The organism is Variovorax boronicumulans, from assembly GCF_019352895.1.
In the GTDB taxonomy this organism is placed as follows: Bacteria; Pseudomonadota; Gammaproteobacteria; order Burkholderiales; family Burkholderiaceae_C; genus Variovorax; species Variovorax boronicumulans_A.
Window position 1 is genome coordinate 2,552,624 of sequence record NZ_JAAAFX010000004.1, and the last position, 17,198, is coordinate 2,569,821.

General features: G+C 67.3%; 14 protein-coding genes. 3 read left to right on the top strand and 11 right to left on the bottom strand.

Going from position 1 to position 17,198, the window contains the following annotated elements; genetic code table 11:
- Positions 1-9: 9 nt before the first annotated feature.
- A complete protein-coding gene (locus K0H49_RS13535) occupies positions 10-2,223 on the bottom strand; it encodes an ABC transporter permease (protein ID WP_219212877.1) in 2,214 nt (737 codons plus the stop codon).
- Positions 2,224-2,227: 4 nt separating this feature from the next.
- Positions 2,228-3,244 (bottom strand): ABC transporter substrate-binding protein, encoded by a 1,017-nt coding sequence (locus K0H49_RS13540; RefSeq protein WP_219212879.1) that lies wholly within the window; start codon positions 3,242-3,244, stop codon positions 2,228-2,230.
- Positions 3,245-3,397: 153 nt separating this feature from the next.
- On the opposite strand from K0H49_RS13540, the gene zwf reads away from it, so the two are divergent.
- Entirely contained in the window at positions 3,398-4,867 is a 1,470-nt protein-coding gene (zwf, locus tag K0H49_RS13545) for a glucose-6-phosphate dehydrogenase (RefSeq protein ID WP_183028889.1), read from the top strand.
- 217 nt (positions 4,868-5,084) lie between these two features.
- On the opposite strand, the gene K0H49_RS13550 is transcribed toward zwf, so the two are convergent.
- The 7 genes from K0H49_RS13550 to K0H49_RS13580 form a co-directional block, all read right to left on the bottom strand.
- Positions 5,085-6,116 carry an ABC transporter ATP-binding protein gene (locus tag K0H49_RS13550; protein WP_219212881.1) on the bottom strand — a complete coding sequence of 344 codons (1,032 nt, stop codon included), beginning with the start codon at positions 6,114-6,116 and terminating at the stop codon, positions 5,085-5,087.
- Positions 6,113-7,120 (bottom strand): ABC transporter ATP-binding protein, encoded by a 1,008-nt coding sequence (locus tag K0H49_RS13555; protein ID WP_219212883.1) that lies wholly within the window; start codon positions 7,118-7,120, stop codon positions 6,113-6,115. The genes K0H49_RS13550 and K0H49_RS13555 overlap by 4 nt, the downstream gene beginning before the upstream one ends.
- On the bottom strand, positions 7,120-8,031 hold the full coding sequence (locus K0H49_RS13560) for an ABC transporter permease (RefSeq protein WP_219212884.1): 912 nt from the start codon (positions 8,029-8,031) through the stop codon (positions 7,120-7,122). Before K0H49_RS13560 ends, K0H49_RS13555 begins: the two co-directional genes overlap by 1 nt.
- Before the next feature lie 160 nt (positions 8,032-8,191).
- The gene (locus K0H49_RS13565; RefSeq protein ID WP_219212887.1) at positions 8,192-9,775 is read right to left on the bottom strand and encodes an ABC transporter substrate-binding protein; all 1,584 of its coding nucleotides are present in this window, start codon (positions 9,773-9,775) and stop codon (positions 8,192-8,194) included.
- Between the two features lie 32 nt (positions 9,776-9,807).
- Positions 9,808-11,031: a M20 aminoacylase family protein gene (locus K0H49_RS13570; protein WP_219212890.1), complete on the bottom strand. Its 1,224-nt coding sequence runs from the start codon at positions 11,029-11,031 to the stop codon at positions 9,808-9,810.
- 1 nt (position 11,032) lies between these two features.
- Complete coding sequence (locus K0H49_RS13575; protein ID WP_219212892.1) at positions 11,033-12,013, bottom strand: ABC transporter permease; 981 nt, start codon at positions 12,011-12,013, stop codon at positions 11,033-11,035.
- Positions 12,014-12,232: 219 nt separating this feature from the next.
- The gene (locus tag K0H49_RS13580) at positions 12,233-13,360 is read right to left on the bottom strand and encodes a porin (RefSeq protein WP_219212894.1); all 1,128 of its coding nucleotides are present in this window, start codon (positions 13,358-13,360) and stop codon (positions 12,233-12,235) included.
- 281 nt (positions 13,361-13,641) lie between these two features.
- Here K0H49_RS13580 and coq7 point away from each other — a divergent pair, with 281 nt between their 5' ends.
- Complete coding sequence (gene coq7, locus K0H49_RS13585; protein WP_219212896.1) at positions 13,642-14,271, top strand: 2-polyprenyl-3-methyl-6-methoxy-1,4-benzoquinone monooxygenase; 630 nt, start codon at positions 13,642-13,644, stop codon at positions 14,269-14,271.
- A gap of 15 nt (positions 14,272-14,286) precedes the next feature.
- Here the strand turns inward: coq7 and K0H49_RS13590 are convergent, their stop codons facing one another.
- The gene (locus K0H49_RS13590; RefSeq protein ID WP_219212898.1) at positions 14,287-14,736 is read right to left on the bottom strand and encodes an OsmC family protein; all 450 of its coding nucleotides are present in this window, start codon (positions 14,734-14,736) and stop codon (positions 14,287-14,289) included.
- Between the two features lie 365 nt (positions 14,737-15,101).
- Between K0H49_RS13590 and ilvA the strand changes: the two genes are divergently transcribed.
- On the top strand, positions 15,102-16,655 hold the full coding sequence (gene ilvA / locus K0H49_RS13595; RefSeq protein ID WP_219212900.1) for a threonine ammonia-lyase, biosynthetic: 1,554 nt from the start codon (positions 15,102-15,104) through the stop codon (positions 16,653-16,655).
- Positions 16,656-16,665: 10 nt separating this feature from the next.
- Here ilvA and K0H49_RS13600 read toward each other — a convergent pair whose 3' ends face one another.
- Positions 16,666-17,163 (bottom strand): type II secretion system protein N, encoded by a 498-nt coding sequence (locus tag K0H49_RS13600; RefSeq protein WP_219212901.1) that lies wholly within the window; start codon positions 17,161-17,163, stop codon positions 16,666-16,668.
- Positions 17,164-17,198: the final 35 nt, after the last annotated feature.

The window sequence follows — 17,198 nt, forward strand, 5'->3', positions numbered from 1 at the left end:
GTTCTCGTCTCAGTGTGCGGCGACCGCCGGGGTCGCCACGCCGGCCTTGCGCCGCCCCAGCTTGCGTTCGCCGACCACGAACTGGATCAGCGCGATGGCCGCCGACATCAGCACGATCAGCACGGTGCAGTAGGCCAGCGCCACGCCGTAGTCGCCGTTGCCGACGCGGCCGATGATGTAGGTGGTGGCCAGTTCGTTCTCGGCCGTGACCAGGAAGATCACCGCGCTGACCGTGGTCATGGCGCGCACGAAGCTGTAGACCAGCGCGGCCACGAGCGCGGGCTTGAGCAGCGGCAGCACCACCTTGAACAGCGTCTGCGCGGTGGAGGCGCGCAGCATCAACGAGGCCTCGTCGAGCGAACGGTCGAGCTGCTTGAAGGCCGCGGTGCCGGCGCGCACGCCCACCGGCAGGTTGCGGAACATGAAGCACAGCACGATGATCAGCCCGGTGCCCGTGAGCTCGAAGGGCGGCACGTTGAAGGCCAGGATGTAGCTCACGCCCAGCACCGTGCCTGGAATCGCGAAGGCCAGCAGCGCGGCGAACTCGAAGGCACCCTGCCCCTTGAACTCGTTGCGCGCCAGCAGCCAGGCGATCAGCAGGCCCAGGCCCGCGGTGATCGGCGCCGAGATGCCCGCCAGCTTGAGCGTGGTGATCAGCGAGTTCCACGCGGTGCCGGCCCACACCAGGCCGAACTGGCCCCACTCGAGCGCGAAGGCGGTCTTGAAGTGGTTCAAGGTCAGCGTGTAGTCGCGGCCCCAGGTCTGGACGAAGCCGCCGGCGAAGGCGAACAGGTAGACCACCACGGTGAACACGATCCAGGGGAAGGCGATCGAATAGATGGTGCGGCGCACGCCGTCGGGCAGCGGCATCGCGATGCCCGCGTCGCCCTTGCCGCTGACGGTGGTGTAGTTCTGCTTGCCCAGCAGGCCGCGCTGCAAGGCGAACACGCCCAGCGCGAACAGCATCAGCACCCAGGCCAGCGATGCCGCGCGACCCTGGTCGTACTGCGCGCCGACGATCGCGAAGAAGATGTCGGTCGACAGCACCGAGAACTGGCCGCCCACCACCACCGGGTTGCCGAAGTCGGCGATGCTCTCGATGAAGCCGACGAGGAACGCATTCGCCAGGCCCGGCTTGAGCAGCGGCAGCGTGACCGTGAGGAAGGTGCGGCGGCGGTCGGCGCGCAGCATCTGCGCGGCCTCCTCCAGGCTGGGCGCGATGCCCTGCACCACGCCGCGCATGATCATGAAGGCGATCGGCGTGAAGGCGAACAGCTGCGCCACCAGCACGCCCGGCATGCCGTAGAACCAGCGCGTGGGCTCGATGCCGAACCACGATTCGAGCAGCTGGTTGACCACGCCCGCGCGGCCGAACAGCAGGATCAGCCCGAGCCCGACCACGAAGGGTGGCGTGATGATGGGCAGCAGCGCCAGCACCCGCAGCGGCCCTTGCCAGCGCTTGCCGCCGCGCTCGGCCATGAGCGCCATCAGCGTGCCCAGGAAGGTGGTGCCGGCGGCCGTGAGCAGCGCCAGGAACAGCGTGTTCCAGGCCACGCCGCAACGCGTGCCGCCCGCCAGGCAGCCCAGGCCCCAGATGCGCTCGGTGCCGACGCGCGCCACCAGCGCCGCGATCGACCAGCCGCCGTCCTCGTCGATGAAGGCGCCGGCCAGCGCCTTCGACACCGGGTAGGCGATGAACAGCGCCATGATCGTGCCGCAGCCGACCACCGCGCCCGCCACGAACAGGTCGCCCTTGAAGAAGCCCAGCCGCGCCAGGCCGAAGGCCGCCAGCAGCAGCAGGGCCGCCAGCGCGATGAAGCCGCCCGCGCCGATGCCGAACTGGTTGACCGCGAGCTCGCCGAAGCTGCTGTTGAAGGCCGCGACGCTCCAGCCGCGCGCCCCGATCAGGAAGCCGCTCGCGGCCAGCCCGACGAAGCCCAGGCCGCCACCGGCCAGCAGCCAGCGGCCCTGGGCACGGCCCGGCGGCTGCAGCGCGCCCACCGCGCAGAGCGCGAGGCCGACGAGCCCGATGAAGAGCCAGCGGCGCCCTTGCGTGGCGGCCTGCAGCAGGCCGTTGGCGCCTTCGGCGCTGCCGAACACATGGGGCAGCGCCTCGTACCAGCTGGTGTCCTGGATCGCATACCAGGGCAGGAACAGGTAGCCGACGAGGCCCGCGACGAGGCAGGCCCAGACAGCGGTCCGGGGATGGCGTGCGGCCGACACCGGATCAGCGCGGCAGCGAGTTGACGTCCTTCTCCCAGCGCGCGATCAGGCGTCGCCGTTCGGCGCTGGCGCCGTACTTCGCGTAGTCGTAGTTGATCAGCTTGATCTTCTTGAAGTCCGGCACGTTGGGGTCGACCGCGGTCGCCTTGTTCGAGGGCAGCTGGTACTGCTTGGCCGCGGCACCGAAGGTCTGGGCCTGCGGCGTGAGCGCCCATTCGTAGAACTTCTTGGCCTGCTCGAGGTTGCGCGCGCCCTTGATGATGCTCATCGAGCCGATCTCGGCGCCGGTGCCTTCGGAGGGCGTGACGGTCTCGACCGGGAAGCCCTGCATCTTCTCCTGCGGCGCGTCGTGCACGAAGCTGATCGACACCGCGGTCTCGCCGCGCGCCACGGCCTTGATCGGACCGGTGCCCGAGCGCGTGTACTGGCCGACGTTCCTGTGCAGGCCCTTGAGGTACTCGAAGGCCTTGTCCTCGCCCATCATCTGCACCAGCGTGGCGATCATGGTGTAGGCCGTGCCGCTGGAGGCGGGGTTGGCGACCTGGATGTCGCCCTTGTATTCGGGCTTGAGCAGGTCGGCCCAGCTGCGCGGCACGTCCAGCTTTTTCTTCTTCAGCAGCTCGGTGTTGTAGCCGAAGCCCAGCGGCCCCGAATACACGCCGACCGTCTTGTAGCCCGACTGCTGCGCCTGCTGCTGCGCCCACGGGTAGAGCTGCGGCAGGCTGGGCGACTTGTACTCGAGCGTCAGGCCCATCTCGGCCGCCTGCAGATGCGGGTCGCCGGTGCCGCCGAACCAGACGTCGGTCTTGGGGTTGTCCTTCTCGGCGATCAGCTGGGCCAGCGCCTCGCCCGAGCCCTTGAGCGCCAGGTTGATCTTCACGCCGGTGGTGCGTGCATACACGGTCGCGATCATGTTGCACCAGTCGGCCTGCACCGAGCAGATGACGTTGACGGTGCCTTGTGCCGATGCACCGGTCGCCAGGCCCACCAGGGCTGCCGCGACCAAAAGCTTCTTATTCATGTGGGAGTCTCGCCTTTGACAATGGAACAAGCGGCCCGCGGGCCGCATCCCTCGAGCGTAGCCCGCACGCCACGGTTGTCGAATCGGTACAAGTACCATTCGGCTGGCAAGCCTTGTATTGGGCACTTCACCAACTTCACGGATTTTCTTTCCATGAGCTTCGACCTCGTTCTGTTCGGCGGCACTGGCGACCTCGCATGGCGCAAGCTGATGCCGGCCCTGTTTCAGGCCTTCCGGCACGGCAGCCTGCCCGAAGGCGGGCGCATCATCGGCGTGGCGCGCGACGACCTGTCGGACGACCAGTACCGCGAACTGATCCAGTCGCGCTTCGAGGCGGTCGAGGGCTCCAAGCGCCCCAATCCGGAAGAGTTCAAGAAGTTCGCGTCCCTGCTGTACTACCTGCGCATGGACCTGTCGAAACCCGACGACTATGCCAAGCTGGCCGACACGCTCGAGCGCCGCAACGCCGACACGGTGGTGATGTACGTCGCCACCGCGCCCGCACTGTTCACCCAGGTGGTCGAGCAGATCGCGGCCGCCGGGCTCAACACCGCGCGCACCCGCGTGGTGCTCGAGAAGCCGCTGGGCCACGACCTGGCCTCGAACCGCGCGATCAACGAAGCGGTGGGCAAGGTGCTCAGCGAGAAGCAGGTCTTCCGCATCGACCACTACCTGGGCAAGCCCTCGGTGCAGAACCTGTTCGCGCTGCGCTTCGGCAACGCGCTGTTCGAGCCGATCTGGCGCCGCGAGCACATCGCCAACATCCAGATCACCATCGCCGAGGACCTGGGCGTGGAGAAGCGCGGCGCCTTCTACGACCAGACCGGCGCACTGCGCGACATGGTGCAGAACCATGCGCTGCAGCTGGTCTGCGCGATCGCGATGGAGCCGCCCATCAACGCGCATGCCGATGCGCTGCGCGACGAGAAGCTCAAGGTGCTGCGCTCGCTCAAGCCCTGGACGCCCGAGACGCTGGGCCTGCATGCGATCCGCGGCCAGTACACGGCCGGCACCGCCTATGGCGAGCGCGTGCCCGGCTACCTGCAGGAGGCCGGCATCGATCCGCAGAGCCGCACCGAGACCTTCGTCGCGCTGCGCGCCGAGATCGCCAACTGGCGCTGGGCCGGCGTGCCCTTCTACATCCGCACCGGCAAGCGCCTGGCCTCGCGCGATGCCCGCATCGAGATCAATTTCCGCTCCACCCCCCACGCGATCTTCCGCGCGCCGGCCGGTGCGCGGAACAAGCTGGTGATCAACCTGCAGCCCAAGGACGGCCTCGAGCTGCACCTGCTCTCGCAGGCCCAGGACAACCGCAAGCGCAGCAACAGCGGCGACGCCACGCAGCCGCTGGCGCCGGTGCAGCTCGACCTCGACTTCGACAAGCGCTTCGGCAGCGAACGCGTGGGCGCCTACGAGCGCCTGCTGCTCGACGTGATCGACGGCCGCCTCAACCTGTTCGTGCGCAGCGACGAGCAGGAGGAAGCCTGGCGCTGGGTTGAGCCGCTGATCGACAGCTGGGGCTCGGATGGCGGGCCGCGGCCTTATGCGGCCGGGACCTGGGGGCCGAGTGCGTCGAGCGCGATGATCGCCAGGGACGGCTTCGCCTGGAGCGAAGAACAATAGCCCTCCCCCGAGGGCTTCGCGCACTTCGTGTCGCTTCGCCTCCCCCCTCAAGGGGGCAACACCAGCGGCCCGGCAAAGCCGGTTCCGCGGTAGCACTTGGCTCCCCCCCGAGGGCTTCGCGCACTTCGTGTCGCTTCGCCTCCCCCCTCAAGGGGGCAACACCAGCGGCCCGGCAAAGCCGGTTCCGCGGTGTTTCTGGAACGGAGCGCCTCGGCGCTTAGATCCGGCCCTCTTCGACGGCGTGGCACGCCACCTTCACCCCGCGCAGCATCTGCAGCGGCGGCCGCTCGGCCTTGCAACGTGCGTTGGCGTGTGGGCAGCGCGGGTGGAAGGTGCAGCCCGTGGGCGGGTTCAGCGGGTTCGGCACCTCGCCCTGGACCGGCGTGCGCGCGCGGCCGGTGTGCTTCATCTGCGGGATCGCATCGAGCAGCATGCGCGTGTACGGGTGCTGCGGGCTGTCGAACAGCTTGTGCTTGTCCGCCACCTCGACCAGCCGGCCCAGGTACATCACGCCGACCTGGTCGGCCACGTGGCGCACCACCGCGAGGTTGTGCGAGATGAAGAGGTAGGTCAGGCCCTGCTGGCGCTGCAGGTCCTTCATGATGTTGAGCACCTGCGCCTGCACGCTCACGTCGAGCGCCGAGGTGGGCTCGTCGCAGACCAGGAATTCGGGCTGCGTGGCCAGTGCGCGCGCGATCGAGATGCGCTGGCGCTGGCCGCCGGAGAACTGGTGCGGGTACTTGGGCATGTCCAGCGGGCTCAGACCCACCGACTGCAGCAGCTCGCCCACGCGCTGCTTGAGCGCCGGGCCTTCCTTGAGGATGCCGTGCTCGCGCAGCGGCTCGCCGATGATGTCCTCGACGATCCAGCGCGGGTTCAGGCTCGCGTAGGGGTCCTGGAAGATCATCTGGATGCGGCGGCGCAGTGTGCGGCCGGCCGGCGTCTTGAAGGCGGCGTGCGCGTCCTGGTTGTCGAACTGCATGCCGCCGCGCGTAGGGCCGTAGAGCCCCACCATCAGCCGTGCCACCGTGCTCTTGCCGCAGCCCGACTCGCCCACCAGCGCCAGCGTCTTGCCGCGCTCGATCTCGAAGCTCACGCCGTCGACGGCGTTGAGCAGTTGCCGCGGCTTGCGCTCGATCATGCGGTTGAGCCAGGGCGAGGAGACGTCGAAGGTCTTGGCCAGGTCGCGCACTTCGACCAGCGGCACGCCGGCCTGCGCGGCGTTCATCGTGTTCGTGGTCGTGCTCATGCCGCCGCTCCCTGGCCGTGCAGCGCGGTGTGCGGATCGTGCGCGTCGTGCAGCCAGCAGGCCGCGCGCGTGGCACCGGCGTTGATCAGGTCGGGCCGCTCCTGCGTGCAGCGCTCGAACACGCGCGGGCAGCGCGGGTTGTAGGCGCAGCCGCGCGGAATGGCATTGAGGCGGGGCATGGCGCCGTCGATCTGGTTGAGGTGTTCGCGGTCGACTTCGATGTCGGGGATCGAGGCCATCAGGCCCATCGTGTAGGGATGCGCGGGCTGGTGGATCACCTCCTGCACCGGGCCGATCTCGGCGATCCGGCCGGCGTAGAGCACGGCCACGCGGTCGCAGGTCTCGGCGATCACGCCCATGTCGTGCGTGATCAGCATCACGGCGGCGCCGCGTTCCTTGCAGATGCGCTTGAGCAGCTGGATGATCTGCGCCTGAATCGACACGTCGAGCGCGGTGGTCGGCTCGTCGGCCACGATCAGCTTGGGCTCGGCCGCGAGCGCGAGCGCGATCACCACGCGCTGGCGCATGCCGCCGGAGAACTGGTGCGGAAAATGGTCGATGCGCTGTTCGGCCGCCGGGATGCCGGTGTCCTGCAGCAGCGCGATGGCACGCCGGCGGGCCTCGGCGCCGTTGACCGGCAGGTGCGCCTGGATGGTCTCGACCAGCTGGCGGCCCACGGTGTAGAGCGGGTTGAGCGAGGTCAGCGGGTCCTGGAAGATCGCGCCGATCTTGCGGCCACGGATGTGGCGCATCTTGTCGTGCGAGAGCTGGTCGATGCGTTCGCCCTCGAGCCGGATCTCGCCGCCGGCCACGCGGCCCGGTGGCTCGAGCAGGCCGATGATGGCCGCGCCGGTGAGCGACTTGCCGGCGCCGGACTCGCCGACCACACCGAGGATCTCGCCGGGGGCGATGTCGAAGGAGATGTTGTCCAGCGCGCGCAGCGTGCCGCGGCGGCCGGGGAACTCCACGACCAGGTTGCGGACTTCGAGCAGGGGGGCGGTCATCAGCGGAGCCTCGGGTTGAGCGCGTCGCGCAGCCAGTCGCCCAGCAGGTTCACGCTGAGTGCGATCAGCACCAGCATGAGGCCGGGGAACACGATCATCCACCACTCGCCGGAGAACAGGTACTGGTTGCCGCTGTTGATCAGCGAGCCCAGCGAGGGCGAGGTCGGCGGCACGCCGACGCCGAGGAAGGACAGCGTCGCCTCGGTGATGATGGCGGTCGCGACCTGGATGGTGGCCAGCACCATCACCGGGCCGGTCACGTTGGGCAGCACGTGGCGCACCATGATGCGCAGCGGCGCCACGCCGATCACACGCGCGGCCTGCACGTATTCCTTGTTGCGTTCGACCATGGTCGAGCCGCGCACGGTGCGCGCGTAGTCGACCCACTTGGTCAGCGAGATCGAGAAGATCAGCACGCCGAAGGCCACCGTGGTGTCGGCCTGCGGGAACAGGGCACGGCCGACGCCCGAGATCAGCAGCGCGACCAGGATCGGCGGGAAGGACAGCATCACGTCGCACAGGCGCATCAGGGCCGCGTCGACCCAGCCGCCGCGAAAGCCCGCGATCAGCCCGAGCATGGTGCCGACCGCGACCGAAAGCACCACCGACACCACGCCGACGATCAGCGAGATGCGCGCGCCGTAGATCACCGCCGAGAGGATGTCGCGTCCCTGGTCGTCGGTGCCGAGGAAATATTTGCGGCTGCCTTCCGGATACCAGGCCGGCGGCAGGCGCGCGTCCATGAGCTCGAGCTTGGCCAGGTCGAAGGGGTTGTGCGGCGACACCCAGCCGGCGAACACCGCACAGAAGATGCAGACGAAGGCGATCACCGCCGCCGCCATGGCGACGGGCGAGGTCCGGAAGCTGTAGCCGACGTCGCTGTCGTACCAGCGCGCGAGAGTATTTGTCATCGTGAGAGTAGTGAAGGCGCCGCTTCTTGCCTGCCCGATGGCAAGCGAAGCGAAGCCCGTTCGTGAAACACCGCGGAACCGGCTTTGCCGGGCCGCTGGTGTTGCCCCCTTGAGGGGGAGTCCGGCGACACGCAGTGCGCCGGAGCCGGGGGTGGGCCAGTTACTTGATGCTCATCCACTTGAAGGGCATGTAGTTGTCGGCCATCTGCGTCAGCGCGACCTTCTTGCTCACGCCCCAGGCCAGCGTCTGCTGGTGCAGCGGCAGGTGGCCGACATCGGCGGTGTGCAGGTCGAAGGCTTCCTTGATCATCGCGTCGCGCTTGGCCTTGTCGGTCTCGGACTGGATCTTCTTGGTCAGCTCGTCGACCTTCGGGTTGCAATACGCGCCCAGGTTGAACTGGCCGGCGCCGGTCTTGTCATCAGGACAGGCCATCAGCGCGGTCAGCGCGTTGTGCGAGTCGTAGGTGGTCGGCGTCCAGCCCAGCATGTAGAAGCTGGTGTCGCGGCGCAGCACCTTCGGGAAATAGGTGCCCTTGGTCTCGGCCGCGAGGTTGATCTTCACGCCGATCTTCGCCAGGTTGGCGGCCACGGCCTGGCAGATCTGACCGTCGTTGACGTAGCGGTCGTTCGGGCAGTTCATCGTGACCTCGAAGCCGTTCGGGTAGCCGGCTTCGGTCAGCAGCTTCTTGGCACCGTCGACGTCCAGCGGCAGGCGCTTGTCCTGGGCTTCGTTCCAGCCGTTGATGCCGGGGCCGACCATCAGCGCGGTCGGGCGCGAGGCGCCGCGCATCACGGTGCGCTGGATGCCGACGATGTCGATGGCCTGGTAGAAGGCCTGGCGCACGCGCTTGTCCTTGAACGGGTTCTTGCCCTTCACGTTGGAGTACTGCAGCTCGTCGCGCTTCTGGTCCATGCCCAGGAAGATGGTGCGCAGCTCGGGGCCGGCGATGACGCGTGCATTGGGGCTGGCGTTGATGCGCGCGATGTCCTGCACCGGCACGGGCTCCATCACGTCGATCTCGCCCGAGACCAGGGCCGCGACGCGGGTGGCCGGATTGGCGATGGGCGTGAAGATGACTTCCTGCGCGTTGCCTTCGATCTTGCCCCAGTAGGTGGGGTTGCGCACGAACACCGTGCGCACGTTGGGCTGGCGCTCGCGCACGCGGTACGGGCCAGTGCCGTTGGCTTTGAACGAGGCGGTGTTCTCGATGCCCTTGCGGCGGTCGACCGGCGTGGTGGCCTTGTTTTCCTCGCACCACTTCTTGCTCAGGATCATGAGCTGGGTGATGACCTCGGGCAGGATCGGGAAGGGACCGCGGGTCTCGATCTCGACCACGAAGTCGTTGACCTTGCGCACTTCCTTGATGTCGGTGGTGTTGGACTTCATGTCCGAGCCTTCGCCGGCCGCGCGGGCGAAGCTGAAGATGACGTCGTCGGCGGTGAAGGGCGTGCCGTCGTGGAACTGCACGTTCTTGCGCAGTTCGAAGCGCCAGACGGTGTCCGAGGTCTGCTTCCAGCTGGTGGCCAGCAGCGGCGCCACGCTCATGTCCTTGTTGCGGCCGACCAGGGTTTCGTACACGTTGGCCGTGGTGCTGAGCTGCAGCGATTCGTTGAGCGAATGCGGGTCGAGCGACAGCGCATCGCCCTGGTTCGCCACGCGGATCGTCTGCGCGTTGGCGGCCGTACCGACGGCGCACAGCGCAGACAGGACGGCGGTGGCAAGCACGGTGGATTTGAGATTCATGGGTGGACTCCTGACTGCGTTGAAAAAATGGTTCAGGCCTGCGCGAGCGGCATGCCCTGCTCGACGAGGCCGGCATGCAGGGCGGCGCCCAGCGGCAGGATCTCGTCGTTGAAGTCGTATCGGCTGTTGTGCAGCGAGGTGCTGCCCGCGCCACTGCTGCCGCCCTGCCCGATGCGCAGGTACGCGCCCGGCTTGACCTGCAGCATGAAGGAGAAATCCTCGGCGCCCATGCTCGGCTCCATGTCGCGCTCGACATGCTCGGCACCCACCAGGCGCTCGGCCACGTCGGCGGCAAAGGCGGCTTCGCGCGCGGTGTTGATCGTGGCCGGATAGATCCGTTCGTAGTTGATGCTGGCGCTGGCACCGAAGCCCAGCGCCACGCCGCTGCAGAGTTCGCGCAGGCGATGCTCGATCATGTCCTGCACCTCGGTGCTGAAGGTGCGCACCGTGCCGACCAGCGTGGCCTTGCCCGGGATCACGCTCATCGCGCCCAGGTCGCCCGCCTGCATCGCACAGATGCTGACCACGGCGCTGTCGATCGGGCGCACGTTGCGCGAGACCAGGCTCTGCACCGCCGTGATGAGGTGCGCCGACACCAGCACCGGGTCGATGGTCTGGTAGGCATGGGCGCCATGCCCGCCGCGGCCCGTGACGTCGATCGTGATGCGGTCGGCGGCCGCCATCATCGCGCCCATGTTGAGGCCGATGGTGCCCGGCTTCATCGAGGGCCAGTTGTGCATGCCGTAGACCGACTGCACCGGGAAGCGCTCGAACAGGCCGTCCTCGATCATCACGCGCGCGCCCGCGAAGCCTTCTTCGCCGGGCTGGAAGATCAGCACCGCGGTGCCGTCGAAATTGCGCGTCTGGGCCAGGTAGCGCGCCGCGCCGACCAGCATGGTGGTGTGGCCGTCGTGGCCGCAGCCGTGCATCAGGCCGTGCTTGGCCGACTTCCAGGTGAAGTCGTTGTGCTCGGTCATGGGCAGCGCGTCCATGTCGGCACGCAGGCCGATCATCGCGCCGCGCGTGTCGCTGCGGCCGCGGATCAGGGCCACGAAGCCGGTCTTGCCGATGTTCTCGTGGATCGCGTCGACGCCGCAGGCGCGCAGCGCCTCCTTCACGCGCGCGGCGGTGTAGACCTCCTCGAAGCCGAGCTCGGGGTGCGCGTGCAGGTCGCGGCGCAATGCCGTGAGTTCGGGGTGGAATTCGGCGATGTGCGCGAAGGCGCGGCCCGAGGGCCGCAGTCGTGCCGTCTGCATCTCAGTGGCCTCCGGCCTTGCCCACGCGCAGGCGGGGATCGACCGCGAAGTACAGCAGGTCGACGACCAGGTTGATGACCACGAAGATCAGCGCGATCAGGCACAGGTAGGCCGACATCACCGGGATGTCGGCAAAGGTCACGGCCTGGATGAACAGCAGGCCCATGCCCGGCCACTGGAACACGCTCTCGGTGATGATGGCAAAGGCGATCAGGCCGCCGAGCTGCAGCCCGGTGATGGTCATCACCGGCACCAGCGTGTTCTTCAGCGCATGGCCGAAATGGATGGCGCGGTTGCTCAGGCCCCGTGCCCGCGCGAACTTGATGTAGTCGGTGCGCAGCACCTCCAGCATCTCGGCACGCACCAGCCGCATGATCAGCGTGAGCTGGAAGATCGCCAGCGTGATCGACGGCAGGATCACATGCATCCAGCCATCGACGGTGAAGAGCCCGCTGCTCCACCAGCCGAGCTGCACCGTCTCGCCGCGCCCGAAGCTGGGGAACCAGCCGAGGTGCACCGCGAACACGAGGATCAGCAGGATGCCGATCAGGAAGGTCGGCAGCGACACGCCCACCAGGGACAGCGTCATGAAGACCTGGCTCATGAAGGAGCCGCGGCGCAGCGCGGTGTAGACGCCCATCGGGATGCCGATGGCCAGCGCCATCACACCCGCGACCAGCGCGAGCTCCAGCGTGGCCGGAAAGCGCTCGCCGATCAGCCGAGAGACCTTGGCCCCCTGGCGCAGGCTCAGGCCGAACTCGCCCTGCACCGCATTCGACAGGAAGTGCCAGAACTGGACGAAGAAGGGTTGGTCCAGGCCCAGGTCCGAGCGCAGCTGTTGGATCTGTTCAGGCTTCGCATCCTGTCCCAAAAGGAACACGACCGGGTCGCCGACATACTGGAACAACAAGAAGGAGATGAACGCCACCGCGACCATCACGATCGCAGCCTGAAACAGGCGACGCAGAACAAAAGCAAGCATTCAGGAGATGGCAGTCAAAAGGGTGAATGCTACAGAGCAAGCACCGTGCCCGACCCCGGGTCAAGCGATGTTGACAATTGCCGGCAGATGCGGTGTGCGCGCACTGTTTTGGACCAAAAAGGCCCGATCTTGCGAACGACGCGCATGAAAAAAGCCGCCCGGCTTGCGCCGGGCGGCTTTGGGTTCTGTCAACCAAACTGGCCAGAGGCCAGCGAGGGATTAGAACGAGTGACGGATACCGAAGTCGTAGCCGTTCGAGCTCTTGTTGACGGAGCCAGCGATCGGGGTGCCAACAGCGTTGCCGCCCGGGTAGGTCGTGAAGGCTGCGCCGTTCTTGTTGGACACGTGAGCCAGCGTAGCGTACAGAGCCGTGCGCTTCGACAGGTTGTGCACGTAGCCGAGTGCGAACTTCTGAGCCTTCGGGTCAGCCGACACGCCGTCGACATCGAGCTTGACGATCGAGTACGAAGCGCGGATCAGGCCAGCACCGATCGGAGCGGTAGCGCCGATCAGGAAGCCGTTGGCCTTGGCATCGATGTCAGCCAGACCGGTTTGTTGCACGTCGTTCTTGACTTGCGACAGTTCACCGAAGAGCTTGACGACGCCGAAGTCGTACGAAGCGCCGAGGTTCAGCGTGTTCACGTCAACCGTAGCGGTAGCCGAGTTGAAGGTCTTGCTTTGAGCGTAGGCCAGAGCGACGTCCAGCGGGCCGTTGGCGTAGCCGATGCGACCACCGGTGTAACGACCAGCCTTGCTGTTGAAGCCGGTGTCGTTGTGCACTTGCTCGTCCAGGCCGAGTTGCACTTGACCGTAGAAACCACCCAGGTTCGGCGGCAGGAAGTAGCCGATGGTGTTGCTTGCACGGACGTAGTTGCCGTCGGTCACAGCAGCCAAGCCCAGGCCGCCTGGGACCAGGCCACCAGCGTTGTGGATGGTCGAGATCAGGTTCGTGCCGGCGCCGTTGGTGCCGAACGGATCGAACACGGTGTCGTTCCAGAAGGTCGGGGTGTAATCACGGCCGAGGCGGATTTCACCGAAACCACCCGACAGGCTCACGGTCGAACGACGCGTGAAGTCGAAGGGACGAGCCTTGCTGCCGTCGTCGTTCGACAGCGGAGCTTCGAGCCAGAAACCAGCAGCCAGGCCGCCACCGAGGTCTTCGGTGCCGCGGAAGCCCAGACGGCTGGAGTTGTAGCCGCCGTTACCCAGCACGGTCTGGCTTTGACCATCCTTGACCGAGTAGTGGCTGACCGAAGCGTCGACGATACCGAACAGGGTGACCGACGACTGGGCCGAGGCAACACCGGCAGCAGCCAGAACAGCCAGAGCAACTAGGGATTTTTTCATTGCAAGTTTCTCCAAGGTTAAACATAGGGCTCCGGTGCAGAGAGAACGCTGTGCTGAACACTTTGCGCTCCCACCGGACCCCGGGCCAACCTCCTTTTGGGAAGTTGTTGCTATTGCACCAGACCATCCGCGGCAGGGCAAAAGAATTCACCCGAAATGTCGACTGGGCCGCGCCTTTCGTTGCAAAGATGCGACAAAGCGCCCCCAGCCTCCAAACCTCCACCATGTGAAAAGCGCCAGCCGCCTCTTGGCACGGCCGTCCACCACGTCAGAATGGCCGGATGCTTCGCTCCATCGACCCGTTCCTCGTGGCCGCCGACTCGGCCTTGCGCACCCTGTTCGCCAAACCACACGCCACGCGCGCCACGCCCGCGCCCGACACGCCGCCCTCGGACCTGACACCGGCCCAGCGCAAGGAAGCCGGTGCGCTGATGCGAGTGAACCACGTGGGCGAGGTGTGCGCCCAGGCGCTCTACACGGCCCAGGCGGCCTCCACCCGCGATCCGGTCCTGCGCGCACACTTCATGGAGGCCGCGCAGGAAGAGACCGATCACCTGGCCTGGACCCGCGAACGCCTGGATGCGCTGGGCGACCGGCCTTCGTGGCTGAATCCGCTCTGGTATGCCGGCGCCTTCGGGCTGGGCCTGCTGGCCGGGCGCGCCGGCGACCCGCTGAGCCTGGGCTTCGTGGCCGAGACCGAGCGGCAGGTCGAGGCGCACCTCGACAGCCACCTCGGCCGCCTGCCCGCGGGCGACACCGAATCCCGTGCCGTGGTGAACCAGATGAAGCTCGACGAAGCACGCCACGCCGCCCAGGCCTGGGATGCCGGCGCCACCGACCTGCCGGCGCCGGCCAAGCTGCTGATGCGGGCCGCCTCCCGGGTCATGACCACGGTGGCGCACCGGATCTGACGCCACGGCCTCCGCTCAGCGCTCGATCAGGTCGAAGCTGGTCGTGATCTCGGCCATCTTGCCCAGCATGATGCTGGCCGAGCAGTAGGTGTCGTGGCTCAGGGCGATGGCGCGCTCGACGGCGGCCGCCGGGATGCCCTTGCCGGTCACGGTGAAGTGCATGTGGATCTTGGTGAACACCTTGGGATCGGTCTCGGCGCGCTCGCTGGTCAGCTTGACGCTGCAACCTTCCACGGCATGCCGGCCGCGCTTGAGGATCAGCACCACGTCGTAGGCGGTGCAGCCGCCGGTGCCGGCGAGCACCGTCTCCATCGGTCGCGGCGCGAGGTTCTGGCCCCCGTTCTGCGGCTTGGCGGCATCGGGGGCGCCGTCCATCGTGAGGACGTGACCACTGCCGGTCTCGGCCACGAAGCCCATGGCCGATCGCGTGCCCGCGTTGCCGGTCCAGCTGACTGTGCATTCCATGTCTCAAACTCCAGAAAAGTAGGCGCTACCGTCTAAAAATCACGGTGGCGGCCCGATTTGTGTGGGAAAAGCATCACTGCTTGTTGCATTGCAGCAAACAACCGATATACTTTATTTCATCGCACACAGACATGTGTGCACCGGTTGTCTCCTCCACCCTCTCAATTGGTGGATTTAGCCCCGAGTCGCAAGACTCGGGGCTTTTTTCTTGAAGGCTGTCCCACCCCCGAAGCGCTTTCAGCGCTTTCCCCTCAATGGGGCGACACCGGCGGCCTGGCAAAGCCAGTTCTGCGGTGTCCCTGGAATGGCTTGCGCCGGTTTTGGAGGTGCGAGGCAGCGCAGTGGAAAACTATCATCGGGACTCCATGCCACAGAACACCCCCCCGCTGACCCCCGCCGATTACCTCAAGAAGATCCTGACCGCCCGCGTCTACGACGTCGCGGTGGAATCGGCCCTCGAACCCGCCCGCGCCCTGAGCGCGCGTATCGGCAACACCGTCCTCCTGAAGCGCGAAGACCAGCAGCCGGTGTTCAGCTTCAAGCTGCGCGGTGCCTACAACAAGATGGCCAAGCTCAGCGCCGCGCAGCTCGCGAGCGGCGTGATTTGCGCGTCGGCCGGCAACCACGCCCAAGGCGTGGCGCTCAGCGCCCGCACCCTGGGCACCCGCGCCGTCGTCGTGATGCCGGTGACCACGCCCCAGCTCAAGATCGACGCGGTGCGCGCGCTCGGCGGCGAAGTCGCGCTGTTCGGCGACAGCTATTCCGATGCCTACGGCCACGCGCTGGAACTGCAGGCCGCCCAGGGCCTGACCTTCGTCCATCCCTTCGACGATCCCGACGTGATCGCCGGCCAGGGCACCATCGCGATGGAGATCCTGCGCCAGCACCAGGGCCCGCTCGATGCGGTGTTCGTCGCCATCGGCGGTGGCGGCCTGATCTCCGGCGTGGCCAACTACATCAAGGCCGTGCGCCCCGAGATCAAGGTGATCGGCGTGCAGATGAACGACTCCGACGCGATGATGCAGTCGGTCGCGGCGCACGAGCGCATCACGCTGCCCGACGTGGGCCTGTTCTCCGACGGCACCGCCGTCAAGCTGGTGGGCGAGGAAACCTTCCGCATCGCGCGCGACCTGGTCGACGAGTTCATCACGGTCGACACCGACGCCGTTTGCGCCGGCATCAAGGACGTGTTCATCGACACCCGCAGCATCGTCGAGCCGGCCGGCGCGCTGGCCGTGGCGGCGATCAAGGAATATGTCGAGCGCCACGGCAAGCGCGGCGAGACCTATGCCGCGATCCTGTGCGGCGCGAACATGAACTTCGACCGGCTGCGCTTCGTGGCCGAACGTGCGGAGGTCGGCGAGGAGCGCGAGGCGCTGTTCGCCGTGACCATTCCCGAAGCACGCGGCAGCTTCCGACGCTTCTGCGAACTGGTCAGCGAACTGCCGGGCGCATCGCGCAACGTGACCGAATTCAACTACCGCATCAGCGACACGAAGGAGGCGCATGTGTTCGTCGGCCTGACGACCACCGTGCGCGGCGAATCGACAACCATCGCCGGCACCTTCGAAGCCCACGGCTTCGGCGCCATCGACCTGACGCACGACGAGCTGGCCAAGGAGCACATCCGCCACATGGTGGGCGGGCGCACCGGCCTGGCCCACGACGAACGGCTGCTGCGCTTCGTGTTCCCGGAGCGGCCGGGCGCGTTGCTGAAATTCCTGAACATGATGCGGCCCAACTGGAACATCAGCCTGTTCCACTACCGCAACCAGGGCGCCGACTACGGACGCATCCTGGTGGGACTACAGGTCCCCGGCACCGACCACGCGGCCTTCGACGATTTCCTGAAGACGCTGGGCTATCCCTTCGTGGAAGAGACCGCGAACCCGGTCTACCGCCTGTTTCTGCAGGCCTGAGCGAATCGTCTCAGCTGTTACCCGCGGTCACGGGCGCGGGCGGCGCCGGAATCGCCAGGGGGCGCACCGGCAACTGCAGCGTGATCGCCGTGGCCGAACCGACGCTGCCGCCCAGTGCGGCGCTGCGCACGCCCACCGATTGCAGCACGTAGCCATCGACCAGCTGGCTGCCGACCCGGAACGGCCGCGCGGGCTTGCCGTCGACGGCGATCAGCGCGGCGCCCTGCTGGGCACTGTCGGCCACCACGCCCAGCAAGGCGAAACGGCTGGCCGCCTGCGGCGTGGCGGCGGCAACGGCCGTCTTGTTGGACGGCGCGCCGAACAGCTGCGCCACCGCGGCGGTATCGATCGTCGCGGCGGGCGCACCGGACACCGGGGGCGGTGCCAGGCCATCGGCGGGTGCCGCCAGCCGCAGCCCCCAGAACACCACACTGGCCGCGGCCAGTGCCCACACCCCGAGCGTCGTGGTGGCGGCGGGCCAGCGAGGAGATGCGTAGAGAAGCGACATGGGGCCGGATTATCATTCAGCGACGCACTCCCTTC